This window comes from Mucilaginibacter phenanthrenivorans, from assembly GCF_024721155.1.
Taxonomy (GTDB): Bacteria; Bacteroidota; Bacteroidia; order Sphingobacteriales; family Sphingobacteriaceae; genus Mucilaginibacter; species Mucilaginibacter phenanthrenivorans.
In genome coordinates this window covers 557,483-571,559 of sequence record NZ_JAHVAP010000004.1, presented here as the reverse complement: position 1 = coordinate 571,559, position 14,077 = coordinate 557,483, and the positions used below count along the sequence as shown (strand labels likewise).

Here is a 14,077-nt window from a genome sequence, read left to right as displayed (position 1 = left end):
CCGGAGCAAATTTATGGTATCAGTAAAAAAAGAGGGTGTAATACTTAGGAATTCGGAGTTGGATTTTGAGAACGAGAGCGTACTAAATCCCGCGGTTATGCAGGTGGGGGAAAAGGTCCACCTTTTTTATAGGGCTGTGCATCAAAAAAATCAATCGTGTATTGGCTATTGCCGGCTTGATGGCCCCTTAACCATCGAACAAAAAGATGATAAACCATTCCTCGTACCAGAGTTCGATTACGAAAAGCATGGTATGGAAGACCCGCGGATTGTTAAGATAGATGATTTGTATTATTTAACCTATGTGGCCTTTGATGGTGCAAATGCCTTGGGTGCACTGGCTACATCAACAGACCTTGTTAATTTTCACCGGCAAGGCATTATCGTACCGCAGATCAGCTACGCAGATTTCGACCGTCTCACAAAAAACAACGCTGTATTAAACGAGAAGTACCTGCGTTATAACCGTGGCGCCAAAATTTTGGCTGATAAGGATTTTGTGTTCTTTCCACGCCGGGTAAATGGGAAACTAACCTTTTTGCATCGCATTAAGCCGGATATACAAATAACCTCAGTTAATAGTTTAACTGAACTCAATAACCAATTTTGGGAGGATTACTTTTCGCATTTCAATAAGCATATTATGCTGGGGCCGAAATATCCGCATGAGGTAAGTTATGTAGGCGCCGGTTGCCCGCCGATTGAAACGGAGCATGGCTGGCTGCTGATCTACCATGGTGTTAAGGATACGGTTAAAGGCTACGAATACTCTTGTTGCGCCGCTTTGCTCGATTTAGACGATCCCCGGAAGGAAATTTCCCGATTATCCTACCCATTATTCAAACCCGAGCTGGATTATGAACTCGATGGTGATGTGGACGATGTTTGCTTCCCAACCGGAACCGCTCAATTTGGCGATACCTTATATATTTATTATGGCGCAGCCGATGAGTTGATCGCCTGCGCCAGTGTAAGCTTAGCCGCTTTGTTGGATGAATTGACTTCGATAGCTAAAAATTAAACAAGCACCGCGCCGCCGTCAATCACCATGTTTTGGCCGGTTCCAAATTGCTGTTTCATCAGGTATAAAAAGGCGAACGCAATATCTTCTGCCTCACCAACCCGCTTTAATAATAAAGCGTCAGCTTGCGATTTGTATAAGCCCTCTCTGTCGGCTTCGCTCATGCTGCCCCAAAGGTTGGTTTTAATAACACCCGGCACAACAGCGTTCACCCGGATAGGCGCAAGCTCAACAGCCATAGCCCTGACAAAACCTTCCATGGCCCCGCAGATACTCGATGCTATTGACCATCCTGAACCAGGCCTTGCACTTGCAGTGCCGCTTGTTAGTGAAATGGAGCCGCCTGCATTGATATGCGGCGCGCCATATTTAACTGCGGTTAATGCACCCCAGTAACGCAGGTTAAAGAACGTGCGGGCTTCATCAATATTAGTTTGGTCGAGGGTATTTAAGGTTAGGTTTTCCCCGGCTGTATAAACCAAATGATCAAAGTTGCCTGCATGTTCAAAAAATGTTTTTATGTTTTCTTCCTTGCTTAGATCAACAGAGAATCCGGCGCTGCCTGCGGGAAGTTCTGCTAACGCATTATCTATTCGCTGCTGGTTCCCTGATACGATAACTACATTAGCGCCTTCTGCACCTGCTGCTTTAGCAGTAGCCAGCCCCAGACCCGAGCTGCCGCCTAATATGATTACCCTTTTACCCTGTAATGATTGATTGAATGTTGTTGGAGTTTCCATTGTCTTATTTATTTTGATAAGACAAAATTGCGGTGATTTTAAGGGGATGCACTTACCAAATGGTAAATTCTGTTATCCCTCACGTCTTTGCGAGGAACGAAGCAATCTCTGCACAGGACGATCAATGAAACTTTATGTTAGTGTGACCTTACAGCCGCCGGCTGCCCCCCAACAATATTTCCGTTCCCTGATTTGCACAGTTCAGAGTTTGCTTCGTTCCTCGCAATGACGCTGGTTGAAATTTCTGCTTTATTTCTCCAGCAACTCCAATACCTCATCCCAATTATTAACCCTTTGATGATGGTCGTAATTCACGTTATGAAAGGCATGGAACATAATGGTTGTTCCCTTAAAATAATCAAGGTTTTTGATATGGTCATCAATCATATAGTCGGTGTTGATGATGCTTTTATCGCCGCAGAAAATGATATGCCGCCAGTCGATAAATGGAAAATGCTCATTCAACCATTCCAGTTTTTCAGCCAGGGAGAGCGGGAACTCCATTGCTGCGGAAACGATATAAACCTCGTAGCTTTCCATCAAGGTTTTTACAGCTTCAACTGCTCCGTTCATGAGCGGTAATGTCCTGAAGAACCCGGGAGTCAGCACATATTTGCGGGATTGGGTTTTATCGGGAAAGATCTCCTTTTCATCCAATCCCTGGATCTCATCTAAGGAAATCCTTACACCATAGTCTCTTTCGTACCAGTTTAGTAAATGTGTTTCGGTATCGGCAATAACGCCATCCATATCAATAGCTATAGATTTTTTCATGGTTTAAAGTTAGAAAAATAGGCGTTGTTTTGGACGAAAACGACCTGCTGAGATATGAAACTCGATGAATTCTGACAAAGAAGTAACAAATAAAAAGAGGGGTGTCATGCTGAGGCGCTCGAAGCATGCGGGCAAAGGCCTCTGCACCCTGCTCAGCACGCAGATAGGCCTCTGCGCACGTCGCACTTCGAGTGCCTCAGTGTGACATCCTTTTGTACGGACTTACACAAGCTTAATACCTTATAATCGCCCAAATTCACTTACCAAAAGGTAAAATGCGATGGATAAACGGATTAAAGCTTCCGGTACATGATATATGCATTGGTCAAGCCGTTTTGCTGATGATCAAATGCTTCCGGAATTTCGCCGATGATGTTAAAGCCCAATTTCTCCCAAAGCCTTACAGCGCGTTCATTGCTCTTGATCACAAAATTAAATTGCATGGCTTTGTAACCAAGCCGTTTGGCTTCCTCAATAGAAAATTCGCCCATTGCCCTGCCAATACCCAGGCCGCCAGTATCCGGCGATACCATATAAGCCCCGTTTGCAATATGCCTTCCCAAATCGGGCTGGTTATCCTTTAAAAGAAAGGTGCCTGCAACTTTGTCATCAACGGTGGCAACATAAGTGTGTTTGCCCTCGCCGCACCAAAAATCAAGTATTTTTTCGCGGGATGATCCCGGATCAAATACATAAGTATCTCCTTTAGCTATCACCTGCCTTATAATCTCCCAGATTTGACTATGATCCTCCGGGCTTGCTTTTCTTATTTCGATCATTTTTAATTTAAATTTTTGCGAATGCGGCTCAACGATTGCGGTGTAATGCCCAGGTAACTCGCAATATCCTTTAACGGTACCCGCATGGCAATATCCGGGTGTTGCATAATAAAAAGCTTATATTGATTTTCGGCATCTTCGCCCAAATAGGTATTGCGTACGTTTACTTTTTCTATAAGATGGAGTTGGTTCAGGTTATCGATGATCTCCTTCATATAAGGAAGCTGGTGATAAAGATCCATCAACCGACTTTTGCTGATCACCAGGATCTCTGCATCGCACGAGGCCTGGATAGCTGCTGGAGTAGGTGCTTCATCATTAAAGCTTTGCAGTATGGAACAAAACTTATTCTCGTTATAAAAAAAGTGGGTGAGCTCAATACCCTTATCGTTAACCGATACTATTCTTATCACGCCTTTACAAACAAAGAACATTTCCCGGCTTACCCTGCCATCACCCTTAAATAAATAATCGCCCTCCTTAAAATGCTTAAGCTCGAAATGGGAGGTGATGATTTGCTCATCTTCCGTGGAGATGTGTTTTAAAAGCTTTAAGTAGGCGACTAAAGAGTTCATAAGACAAAGATTGATAAAATATACCAATTGATATATTTTTCGCTTTTTCGTATATTTGAATGAATATTAAACCTCAGCAGCATGACAACAGTAACTATTGAATTGCCGGACAACGAAACAGACATTATATCAAAAATAACGAATATGGTGAAAGGCGTAAAAGGTAGCCGCATAGATATTGACAGCTATGACGATGGATTTACTGACGATGAACTAGCGTCGGTAAAAAGAAGTTTAAAGGAAGCAGGTATGATTAAACGGGGCGAACTAAAACCACTTTCAATGGATGACCTTTGGGATGAATAACACCGTCAACCCAACCCCTGAATTTAAGCGGGATCTGAAACCACTCTCAAAAAAATACAAAACGCTTAAAGAAACTATCTTAAAACTCGAACAGGATTTGATTGAAAATCCTTACCTGGGTGAATCATACGGACAAGGTATTTATAAAGTCCGGGTTGCTGATGGAAGTAAGGGTAAAGGAAAAAGCGGTGGCTTTAGGGTGATATATTATCATCTCAATAAAACCAAAGACGGAATTGCGATGCTTTTATTAAACATATTCGATAAGTCAGAAACATCCACCATTAAGAAGATCGACGCTGTTAAGCAATTAAAAGCTATAATTCAGGAATACTTAAATCAATAATCGGCAATTTCGATTACCACAGGTTGATTTAGGTGTACTTCATCTCATGACATTTCACCGATAATTAAATGACAATTAAATGAATACGCTTTATAATTTATCGCTGTACATTTGCTTAACGGTGTTAAATTATTTAATACCTAAACAAAATGGCTAGTAAAGACAGGATATTACGATTGAAGGAAGAAACCAGGTGCAACATCCTGGAAGCTGCGCTTCAGATCGTTAAGGAAGAAGGATGGCAAGCCTTGAGCATGCGCAAAATTGCCGACGTAATTGAATATACCGCACCTATTATATATGAATACTTCAGCAATAAGGAAGCGATTTTGCTGGAACTTAACCGCCAGGGTTATTTAAAGCTCGCAAGAGAATTAACAGAAGCCCGCGACAGGCACCGTTTACCGGCCAAACAATTGGAAGATATGTGGCTAAGCTACTGGAACTTTGCCTTTGCGAACAAAGAGCTTTACCAGGGTATGTTTGGAATAACTACCAATTGTAGCTGTGAGCTTGTAAATGGCTTAGCCGAGGCAGATATACCTTACGATTTATTCAGCGAGGTGATAGGGCAGATGATGAACATTGAAGATTTAGAAGGTGACGTGATCTGTACAAAGTATTATACCTTTTGGTCGGTTGTACATGGCCTGGTATCAATTAACTTATTGAGCCGCGGTTCGTCTGATGAGATCAACCGGATAGTATTGAAGGATGCTATCACCGGTATTATAAGGACCATGACCCCGTAATTTTTTTTACAGAAAAGTTGAACTGTTAAATAATTTAACAGTGTTAACTTAAAAGATACAATCAATACATATATTATTAACAACTAATCCCGTAAGCTATGAAAACAATGAATCAAACCATCGCCCCAATATCTAACAGTGTTAAACAATTTAATGATGTTAAAACAAATAATGTTATAACAGACATCCCGACTTCATATAACCCCTGTTGCAGATAGCAACGGTCAGGAACACAATCCATCAATAAAAACACAACATATAATGCACTTATACAAGAATAATACAATCATGAAAAATTTAATTTTAGCGATAATCGCAATTTCACTATACAGTTGCTCAAGCAAGCCGCAGGCACCTGCCGCGCCGCCGGCGCCATCATTACCGGTAGCTACCATAGTTACGGGTAACGATACTACCTTCCAGGAATATCCTGCATCAATAGAAGGTACCGTTAACGTAGAAGTTCGCCCGCAGGTAAGCGGCGCGTTAGACAAAGTATTTGTTGACGAAGGTGCTTTTGTAAGCGCAGGTCAGCCGATATTTAAAATTAACGAGCAGCCATACCGCGCAGCTCTGAACAATGCTATTGCAAGCCAGCACGCTGCTGAAGGCGCAGCGGCAAGCGCACAGCTGGAAGTTGACAAATTAACCCCGCTTGTTCAAAACAAGGTGGTTTCTGAATACCAGCTTAAAACAGCAAAGGCAGCTTATGATGTTGCAAAAGCAAACATTGAACAGGCAAAAGCAAATGTTAATACCGCACAGATCAATTTAGGTTACACCTTGATAAAAGCACCTGTTAGCGGTTACATTGGTCGGTTAAATAAAAAACAGGGAAGCCTTGTTGCTCCGGCTGACGTTGATGCATTAACACAACTTTCTGATGTGCACGACGTACATGTTTACTTCTCATTAAGCGAAAAGGATTTTGTAAGCTTCAAGGAACAATATCCCGGCGAAACTTTAAAAGATAAGCTGAGCAAATTGCCAACAGTTTCTTTGTTGCTTGCTGACAATTCAACTTACACCAAACAAGGTAAAGTTGATATGATTGACGGCCAGTTTGATAAAACTACAGCAGCGATCACTTTAAGGGCCAGCTTTTCAAATCCACAAGGTTTATTGCGTAACGGTAATACCGGTAAGATCCGCTTGAGCTTAACCCACAAGGATGCTTTACTGGTTCCTACAGATGCTACTATCGAAATGCAGGATAAGGTGTTTGTGTTTACCGTTGGCGACAGCAGCAAAGTTAAAAAAGAAGCTATCGATATCATCGGAAAGAGCGGAGCCAACTACCTGGTCAAAAGCGGTGTAAAAGCCGGCGACCAGATCGTATTAAGCGGCATCGATCACTTACAGGAAGGTATGGTTATTCATCCTGAAAAGGCAACTGACAAACCTGCTGCATTAGCAAAAAACTAATTAAGAGAATCAAGAATCAAGAAATCAAGAGTCAAGAAAAAGCGTCATATCAGATAAGTAAAAGACAAGTAATTCTGTCTTGACTCCTGACTCTTGCTTCATAACTCTACAAAAACACAAAGTCATGTTTCAAAAATTTATAGAAAGACCGGTACTCTCAACTGTTATCTCCATATTATTGGTGATAGTTGGTATACTTGGTTTAACAAAACTGCCCTTAGAACGGTTCCCGAATATTGCCCCTCCGGCAGTATTGGTGTCTGCCGTTTACCCCGGCGCTAATGCCGAGACCATTTTGCGCTCCGTAACGCCTTCGTTAGAAGAAGCTATTAACGGTGTGGAAAATATGACCTATATGACCTCTACTGCCAGTAATGACGGTTCACTGGGCATCACTGTTTATTTTAAACAGGGTACCGATCCGGATCAGGCGGCTGTAAACGTTCAAAATCGCGTGTCGCAGGCAACCAGTCAGTTACCTGCCGAGGTTGTTCAATTTGGTATAACCACCACCAAGCAGCAAAGCAGCTTCATTGGCGCGATGGCGCTCTATTCAGAAGATCCGAAAAAATACGATCAGACTTTCGTAGCCAACTATGCGCAAATCAACATTGTGCCCGAAATTAAACGTATCCCGGGTATAGGTTCTGCCGCCATATTTGGTGGTGTTAAGGATTACTCTATGCGTGTTTGGCTCAATCCGGGCCAAATGGCTACCTACAAAGTAACGCCTGCCGAAGTTATGGCCGCCATACAGGATAAAAACCTTGAGGCAGCGCCTGGTAAATTTGGCGAGCGCAGCGATGAGGCTTTTGAATACGTAATTAAATATAAGGGTAAGCTTACCAAACCGGAAGAATACCAGAATATTGCTATTCGTGCAAACGCTGATGGTTCTGTGCTACGTTTAAAAGATGTAGCACGTGTTGAACTTGGTGCTTATTCATACAATAGTGTGAGTAACCTGAACGGGCACGATGGTATCATTATAGGTTTGATACAACTGGCAGGATCAAACGCCAATCAAATTCAGATCGACGTTGATAAGCTGATGGTAAAACTGTCAAAGGATTTTCCAGCCGGCATCAAATACAACCAGTTCTATCGTACCAAAACCGACCTTGATGAATCAATCAACCAGGTTGAGCATACATTGGTGGAAGCATTTATACTGGTATTTATCGTAGTATTTATATTCCTGCAGGATTTCAGGTCTACATTGATTCCTGCTATAGCCGTTCCGGTAGCTATTATCGGTACTTTCTTCTTCATGAACCTGTTTGGCTTCTCTGTTAACTTGTTAACCCTGTTTGCACTGGTGCTCGCGATAGGTATTGTGGTGGATGATGCCATTGTGGTCGTCGAGGCGGTTCACGCCAAAATGGAGCACAACCCGGGAATGAGCCCGAAAGTGGCAACTACCGAGGCAATGCATGAAATTACGGGTGCCATTATATCTATTACATTGGTTATGGCAGCTGTGTTTTTACCGGTTAGTTTCATGACGGGTTCAACAGGGATCTTTTACCGGCAGTTTGCTTTAACCATGGCCATAGCCATCATTATATCGGCTGTTAACGCTTTAACTTTGAGTCCTGCCCTGGCGGCCCTGTTCTTAAAGAACAAGCATACTGCTGATGGTCATGATGCACCTAAAAAAGGCTTTGTTGAGAAATTTTATGCAGGCTTTAACGGCGGGTTTAATTATATGACCACCAGGTATGTAGGTGGCTTAAAATTCCTGATCCGTAGAAAATGGTTGAGCATAGGCGGGTTGGCATTAGTAGTGTTAATTACCGTTTTCCTGGTAAACAGGACAAAAACGGGCTTCATTCCTACCGAGGATCAGGGCTTTGTGGCTGTAGCAGTTAGCACACCATCCGGAACTTCCTTAAGTGGTACCAACAAAATCTTCAAACAAGCCGAAGATCAGCTTAAAACTTTACCATCACAAAGGTTTGTCACAGCGTTATCTGGTTTTAACTTTTTAACACAATCAAGCAGTCCATCTGCCGGTGTAATTTTCTTATTGTTAAAGCCTAACGAAGAAAGGGGCGCGGTAAAGAATATCGATGATATACAAAATATAGTAAGAGGGAAGTTAGCAGGCATACCAGGCGGTACGTTCTTCGTGTTCAGCTTTCCAACTGTGCCGGGATTTAGTAACGTAGAAGCAATGGACGTGGTGCTGCAGGATAAAACCAACGGCAGGCTGGATAAATTCAGCGGCGTTGCCAATAACTTTATCGGCAAGCTGATGGCTAAACCGGCAATCGCTTATGCCTTTACTTCCTACAAAGCAGATTATCCTCAATTACAATTAGAAGTTGACGACGAAAAAGCCGATCAGTTAGGCGTAAGTGTTAAAGATATCCTTGCAACTATGCAAGCATACTTTGGTACTGCCCAGGCATCCGACTTTAACCGCTTTGGTAAATACTACCGCGTAGTGGTTCAGGCTGATATTGCCGATAGGACCGACCCTACAGCTATTGATCGTGTATTTGTAAAAAACAAAACAGGCGAGCAGGTGCCAATCAATACCCTGGTTAAGCTAACCCGTGTATATGGTTCAGAAACCGCTTCACGTTTTAACCTGTTCAACTCTATTGAGGTTAATGCTATCCCTAAACCGGGATATAGTTCAGGTGATGCGATCAAGGCTATAGAGGAAACAGCAAAAGAGCAATTGCCAACAGGCTTTGCTTATGAGTTCGCTGGTCAAACACGTGAGGAGATCTCTTCGGGCGGACAATCAGCTATAATATTTATGTTGTGTCTGGTGTTTGTATATTTCTTATTATCAGCGCAATATGAAAGTTACATTTTGCCATTGGCTGTAATACTTTCAATTCCAACAGGTATTTTGGGTGTGTTTGTGGTATTAGGTTTAACCGGCATCGAAAATAACATTTATGTACAGGTAGCGCTCATCATGCTCATCGGCTTGCTGGCCAAAAACGCCATCCTGATCGTCGAGTTCGCGGTACAGCGCCGCAGGGCAGGTTTATCATTGGTGTCGGCGGCAATTGAAGCTGCAAGGTTGAGGATTCGTCCAATCATCATGACATCGCTGGCATTCGTATTCGGTTTATTCCCGATGAGTATTGCAACAGGCCCATCTGCACAGGGTAACCACTCTATCAGTATAGGCGCCGCAGGCGGGATGGTATCAGGAGTTATCCTGGGGCTGTTCATTATACCTGTGCTGTTCGTGATCTTCCAGGGCTTACAGGAAAGAATCTCCGGCAAACCGGAACCAGTTCTGACAGCCGATGGTGTAAATCAGCCTGAAGTTGAATTAGTATAAAGAAAATCAAACAAGGCTTGTGCGGTTCCCTCCTTGAGGAGGAGGGCTGACGGGATTAGTGAAATAAGCACTCTTCCACAGGGTAGGAATCGCAAAGCTTTTGTTTATAAAGAATATCATAAAATGAAAAATTATATAAAAATATCCACTATGATACTGGTATTAGCAGTGCTAAGCGCCTGTAAGGTATCAAAGGATGTAGAAACGCCCAAACCTGAGCTGCCGGGATCATTCAGGAATGCAGTAACAACCGGCGATACCAGCAGCATTGCTGATATACAATGGAAAAGCTTTTTTACCGAAGCAACTTTGCAGAAGCTGATCGATAGCGCTATCGCTAAAAATTACGATATGCAGATAGCCGTTAAAAATATCGAGGAATCGCAATTGCTGTTCAAGCAGGTAAAGTGGAACAACGTTCCGCAGGTTGACTTGAATGTTACAGCTAATTCACAGCGCCCGTCTGATAACAGCGTTACTGGCTTAAGCTTGAGTCAGTACAACATCGGCACAAAACACATTGAAGATTATTCTGCAAATGTGGCCATCTCATGGGAGGCTGATATTTGGGGTAAGATCCACAACCAGCAACGTACAGCGCTAGCCACCTACCTGCAAACTCAGGAAGCCAGGAAAGCGGTCCAAACTAATATTGTTGCCAGTGTATCGCAGGGTTATTATAACTTGTTGATGCTTGACGCACAGCTTGATATCGCACAAAAAAATGTAAAGTTGAATGATAGCACATTAAGGATAATCAAGCTGCAATATGATGCTGGCCAGGTTACTTCGTTAGCCGTTCAGCAGGCTGATGCACAAAAGCAAGCTGCTGAACAATTGGTGCCGCAGTTTGAACAGAACATTGCTATCCAGGAAAACGCTTTACGGATTTTAACTGGCGCATTGCCTGATAAGATTGAAAGAAGCGCAACTCTTGACGTAATGGTGATCCCGACAAACGTAGCAACCGGGGTACCATCGGCCATAGTAAGCCGCAGGCCCGATGTAAGGACTGCCGAACTTGCGTTGATGATCGCCAACAGCAAGGTTGGTATCACCAAAGCCGAAATGTACCCTGCTTTGCGCATAACCGCACAGGGTGGTGTAAACTCGTTCAAAGCCAGCAACTGGTTCAATATTCCTGCATCATTATTTGGTGTGGTTGCAGGCAGCGTGGTGCAGCCATTGCTTGACCACAAGCAACTGAAAACAGATTACGAAGTTGCCCAGGTTGATCGCGAAAAAACTGTATTGCAGTTCCGCCAGTCGGTATTAAATGCAGTTGGCGAAGTATCTGATGCTTTGGTGAAGATTGATAAGCTAAAGGCACAACAGGCAATAGCTACCAACAGGGTAAGCACCTTGCAACAGGCTACCAGAAATGCCGACTTGTTATTTAAAAATGGATTGGCTACTTACCTTGAAGTAATAACTGCGCAGGGTAACGTATTGCAAAGTGAATTGGAACTGGCATCGATAAAAAGAGATGAATTAAGCGCCGTGTCTGATCTGTACAGGTCGCTCGGTGGTGGTTGGAAAAACTAAAAACAATAACGATGAAGGAATTTGTAATCTCAAGAGGCAAAATGCTTTACTGTTCAATAAGAGATTGGAATATAACTTTAGCATTTTGGGCCATTGTAGTAGTGGTTGAAGTGGTGATGAATGTATTGAAGTAAAAAATATTTATACAGATCCAGTAGTTGGATCACAAATCATCCCAAACGGGATAACACCATAACCTGGTCTGTTGTCCCGTTTTTATTTCATTTAACTTTTTGGTAAGCGATAAAAAAGTAGATTAGCAAATCGGTTAATAGCATATTGAAAAACTACTCGGATGGCTTTGGCACGGTTAATGGCAAATGATTATCATATACACAACTAATAAATGAATCCGGCTACAGATCTCAGTAAAACAAAAAAAATAGGATTAGCGCTATCAGGCGGTGGTGTAAGGGGAGTGTCTCATTTAGGTATAATGCAAGCATTAACCGATAATGGTATTGAATTTTCGCATATATCAGGTACAAGTGCGGGAGCAATTGCCGCGTCCTTTTTTGCTGCCGGATATGCGCCTAAAGAAGTGTTACAGATTATTAAAGAAACTAAGCTGCTTAAACTGTTGCGCCCTTCAATTGGCAGTGCGGGCTTAATTTCTATACTAAGGGCCCGGTTTTTATTTGCAAAATATATTCCCCATAATTCCTTTCAGAAACTTAAAATACATGTTACTATCTCGTCTGTTGATCTTGGGGAGGGGAAACTGGTTTATTTTACCGATGGGGAACTGGACCTGGCAATTTTAGCCTCCTGCTGTTTACCGGGGATTTTTAAGCCCATTATTATTAATGAACATATGTATATAGACGGGGGGATCCTCAATAATTTCCCGGTTGAACCATTGGTAGGCAATTGCGATGTGATCATTGGTTCATCATGCAACCACTTACCGGTGGTTACCGAAATTAAATCATTTGGGAGCCTTGTTGACAGGGCCGCTATGATTGCTATCAACTCGAGCCTTAATATGCATAAAATTTTATGCGATGTAGTTATTGAGCCGCATGGCCTGGGTGGCTACGGCATATTTGATACCGATGCTGCCGACGAAATTTACAAGATTGGCTACGAAGAAGGGTTAAAAGCTATTAATGAGAACGAAATACTTAAAGGCATTGTGGAGGTGCATAAAGAAGCAAAAAGGGCATCCGGGGTGTAAGAAGCAAATATTATTTGTTAATTACAAATTCAACTCATACCGCGTACTTCTTCCCCCGCTGTCTCCCAAAAGTATTATCGCGCTTTTTGCCAGCAGATCTTGCAGATCTCTCGTTGCGGTTGCTTTTGATGCTTTGGAAATAGTAACATATTTACCAGCATTTATCCCACCTTCAAAACCTTTAAGACCTTCTTTCAATACTCTCTTTATCACTTTCAGCTGCCGCTCATTCAGTTCACCCTTAAACCTGTCGAAAAATTTGGCCTTTTTCAATGTGAAGTCTATATGGTCTTCGGTATATTGCTGCGCATTTATTATAACATCCACAAAATAATTTACCCACGCTGTTATTTCGTTTGATTTTTGAGCCTGCTCTAACGATTCGTAATAATTATTTTTTTTTGCCTCTATAGTTCTGGATAAGCTTAAAAGCACGGGCCGGCCAACGCCCTGTGATAGAGCTTTTTCGGCAATTGCACGGCCTATTCTGCCGTTACCATCTTCAAACGGATGGATAGACTCAAAATATAAATGGGCTATTGCCGACCGTACAGGTGCTTTTTTTATTTCATGTTTGCCTCCGGGGGCACTCTCATTAAACCAGGTAATAAACCTATCCATCTCTTCGGGCACCTTTTCTGAGGGAGGCGCCTCATAATGCACTTTTTCTTTACCCATTATGCCCGATACCACTTGCATTGGCGCAGTGTGGGCACGCCAGGCACCAACTTTTAACATTTTACTTGTACCCAGCAGCATTTTATGCCATGCGAATAATTGTTTTTTACTTAAGGGCTGCTGGTAGGTGTTGCGTACATCAAATATCAAATCACCTATTCCTTTTGCTTTTTTATCAGCTATATGTTCCGGCATTTTGTTTAATCCAAGGTCATTCCTTATTGACGACATTACATCTTTCCTGCTCAGGTATTCCCCTTCTATTTCTGATGTTTTTATAGCTTCGTACACCATAAATTCAACAATGGTGTCCATTTGTGAGTTTTCCGGCAACGACTTCAATACACCACTTATTAACCCGGTTTTTTCAGAAAACAGGTATAGCTTTTCTTCAATTTCTGAAGAATTATAAGTGAAGTTTGGCCAGTCTTTTTGTTGCCAGTTATACATCGTGAGCCGGATATTTATTCTATTCGGCTCAAATATACGTATTTTTTGAGCCGAATAGTAAATTAATCGGCTCAAAAATTTAATTTTATTGAGCCGAATAGGATTCCTATTCGGCTCATCGCTTTAGCAATCCTATCTTTTCTTGTGTAATATCCCTCAAATCATTACCTTTCAAACTCAAAACAACACGCTTCTTTCA

General features: G+C 42.3%; 14 protein-coding genes. 9 read left to right on the top strand and 5 right to left on the bottom strand.

Features of this window, described 5'->3' with window-relative positions; translation table 11 throughout:
• The first annotated feature begins 13 nt into the window (after positions 1-13).
• A complete protein-coding gene (locus tag KXD93_RS12085) occupies positions 14-1,021 on the top strand; it encodes a glycoside hydrolase family 130 protein (protein ID WP_258137368.1) in 1,008 nt (335 codons plus the stop codon).
• On the opposite strand, the gene KXD93_RS12080 is transcribed toward KXD93_RS12085, so the two are convergent.
• The 4 genes from KXD93_RS12080 to KXD93_RS12065 form a co-directional block, all read right to left on the bottom strand.
• Positions 1,018-1,761, bottom strand: coding sequence for an SDR family oxidoreductase (locus KXD93_RS12080; RefSeq protein WP_258137367.1), 744 nt, complete (start codon positions 1,759-1,761; stop codon positions 1,018-1,020). The two genes, KXD93_RS12085 and KXD93_RS12080, sit on opposite strands and share 4 nt — an antisense overlap.
• Before the next feature lie 249 nt (positions 1,762-2,010).
• A complete protein-coding gene (locus KXD93_RS12075) occupies positions 2,011-2,535 on the bottom strand; it encodes a 5' nucleotidase, NT5C type (RefSeq protein WP_258137366.1) in 525 nt (174 codons plus the stop codon).
• 293 nt (positions 2,536-2,828) lie between these two features.
• Positions 2,829-3,314, bottom strand: coding sequence for a GNAT family N-acetyltransferase (locus KXD93_RS12070; protein ID WP_258137365.1), 486 nt, complete (start codon positions 3,312-3,314; stop codon positions 2,829-2,831).
• 2 nt (positions 3,315-3,316) lie between these two features.
• The gene (locus KXD93_RS12065) at positions 3,317-3,889 is read right to left on the bottom strand and encodes a Crp/Fnr family transcriptional regulator (RefSeq protein ID WP_258137364.1); all 573 of its coding nucleotides are present in this window, start codon (positions 3,887-3,889) and stop codon (positions 3,317-3,319) included.
• 81 nt (positions 3,890-3,970) lie between these two features.
• Between KXD93_RS12065 and KXD93_RS12060 the strand changes: the two genes are divergently transcribed.
• The 8 genes from KXD93_RS12060 (at position 3,971) to KXD93_RS12025 (ending at position 12,750) form a co-directional block, all read left to right on the top strand.
• Complete coding sequence (locus KXD93_RS12060) at positions 3,971-4,195, top strand: hypothetical protein (protein ID WP_258137363.1); 225 nt, start codon at positions 3,971-3,973, stop codon at positions 4,193-4,195.
• Positions 4,188-4,541 carry a type II toxin-antitoxin system RelE/ParE family toxin gene (locus tag KXD93_RS12055; RefSeq protein WP_258137362.1) on the top strand — a complete coding sequence of 118 codons (354 nt, stop codon included), beginning with the start codon at positions 4,188-4,190 and terminating at the stop codon, positions 4,539-4,541. Before KXD93_RS12060 ends, KXD93_RS12055 begins: the two co-directional genes overlap by 8 nt.
• A 149-nt stretch (positions 4,542-4,690) precedes the next feature.
• Complete coding sequence (locus KXD93_RS12050) at positions 4,691-5,293, top strand: TetR/AcrR family transcriptional regulator (protein ID WP_258137361.1); 603 nt, start codon at positions 4,691-4,693, stop codon at positions 5,291-5,293.
• Between the two features lie 288 nt (positions 5,294-5,581).
• Positions 5,582-6,718 carry an efflux RND transporter periplasmic adaptor subunit gene (locus KXD93_RS12045; RefSeq protein WP_258137360.1) on the top strand — a complete coding sequence of 379 codons (1,137 nt, stop codon included), beginning with the start codon at positions 5,582-5,584 and terminating at the stop codon, positions 6,716-6,718.
• A gap of 124 nt (positions 6,719-6,842) precedes the next feature.
• On the top strand, positions 6,843-10,028 hold the full coding sequence (locus tag KXD93_RS12040; RefSeq protein ID WP_258137359.1) for an efflux RND transporter permease subunit: 3,186 nt from the start codon (positions 6,843-6,845) through the stop codon (positions 10,026-10,028).
• 150 nt (positions 10,029-10,178) lie between these two features.
• Positions 10,179-11,573 carry a TolC family protein gene (locus KXD93_RS12035; RefSeq protein WP_258137358.1) on the top strand — a complete coding sequence of 465 codons (1,395 nt, stop codon included), beginning with the start codon at positions 10,179-10,181 and terminating at the stop codon, positions 11,571-11,573.
• 11 nt (positions 11,574-11,584) lie between these two features.
• Positions 11,585-11,707 carry a hypothetical protein gene (locus tag KXD93_RS12030; RefSeq protein ID WP_258137357.1) on the top strand — a complete coding sequence of 41 codons (123 nt, stop codon included), beginning with the start codon at positions 11,585-11,587 and terminating at the stop codon, positions 11,705-11,707.
• A 212-nt stretch (positions 11,708-11,919) separates the two neighbouring features.
• Positions 11,920-12,750: a patatin-like phospholipase family protein gene (locus tag KXD93_RS12025; protein WP_258137356.1), complete on the top strand. Its 831-nt coding sequence runs from the start codon at positions 11,920-11,922 to the stop codon at positions 12,748-12,750.
• A gap of 21 nt (positions 12,751-12,771) precedes the next feature.
• On the opposite strand, the gene KXD93_RS12020 is transcribed toward KXD93_RS12025, so the two are convergent.
• A complete protein-coding gene (locus KXD93_RS12020; protein WP_258137355.1) occupies positions 12,772-13,953 on the bottom strand; it encodes a Fic family protein in 1,182 nt (393 codons plus the stop codon).
• Between the last annotated feature and the right edge of the window lie 124 nt (positions 13,954-14,077).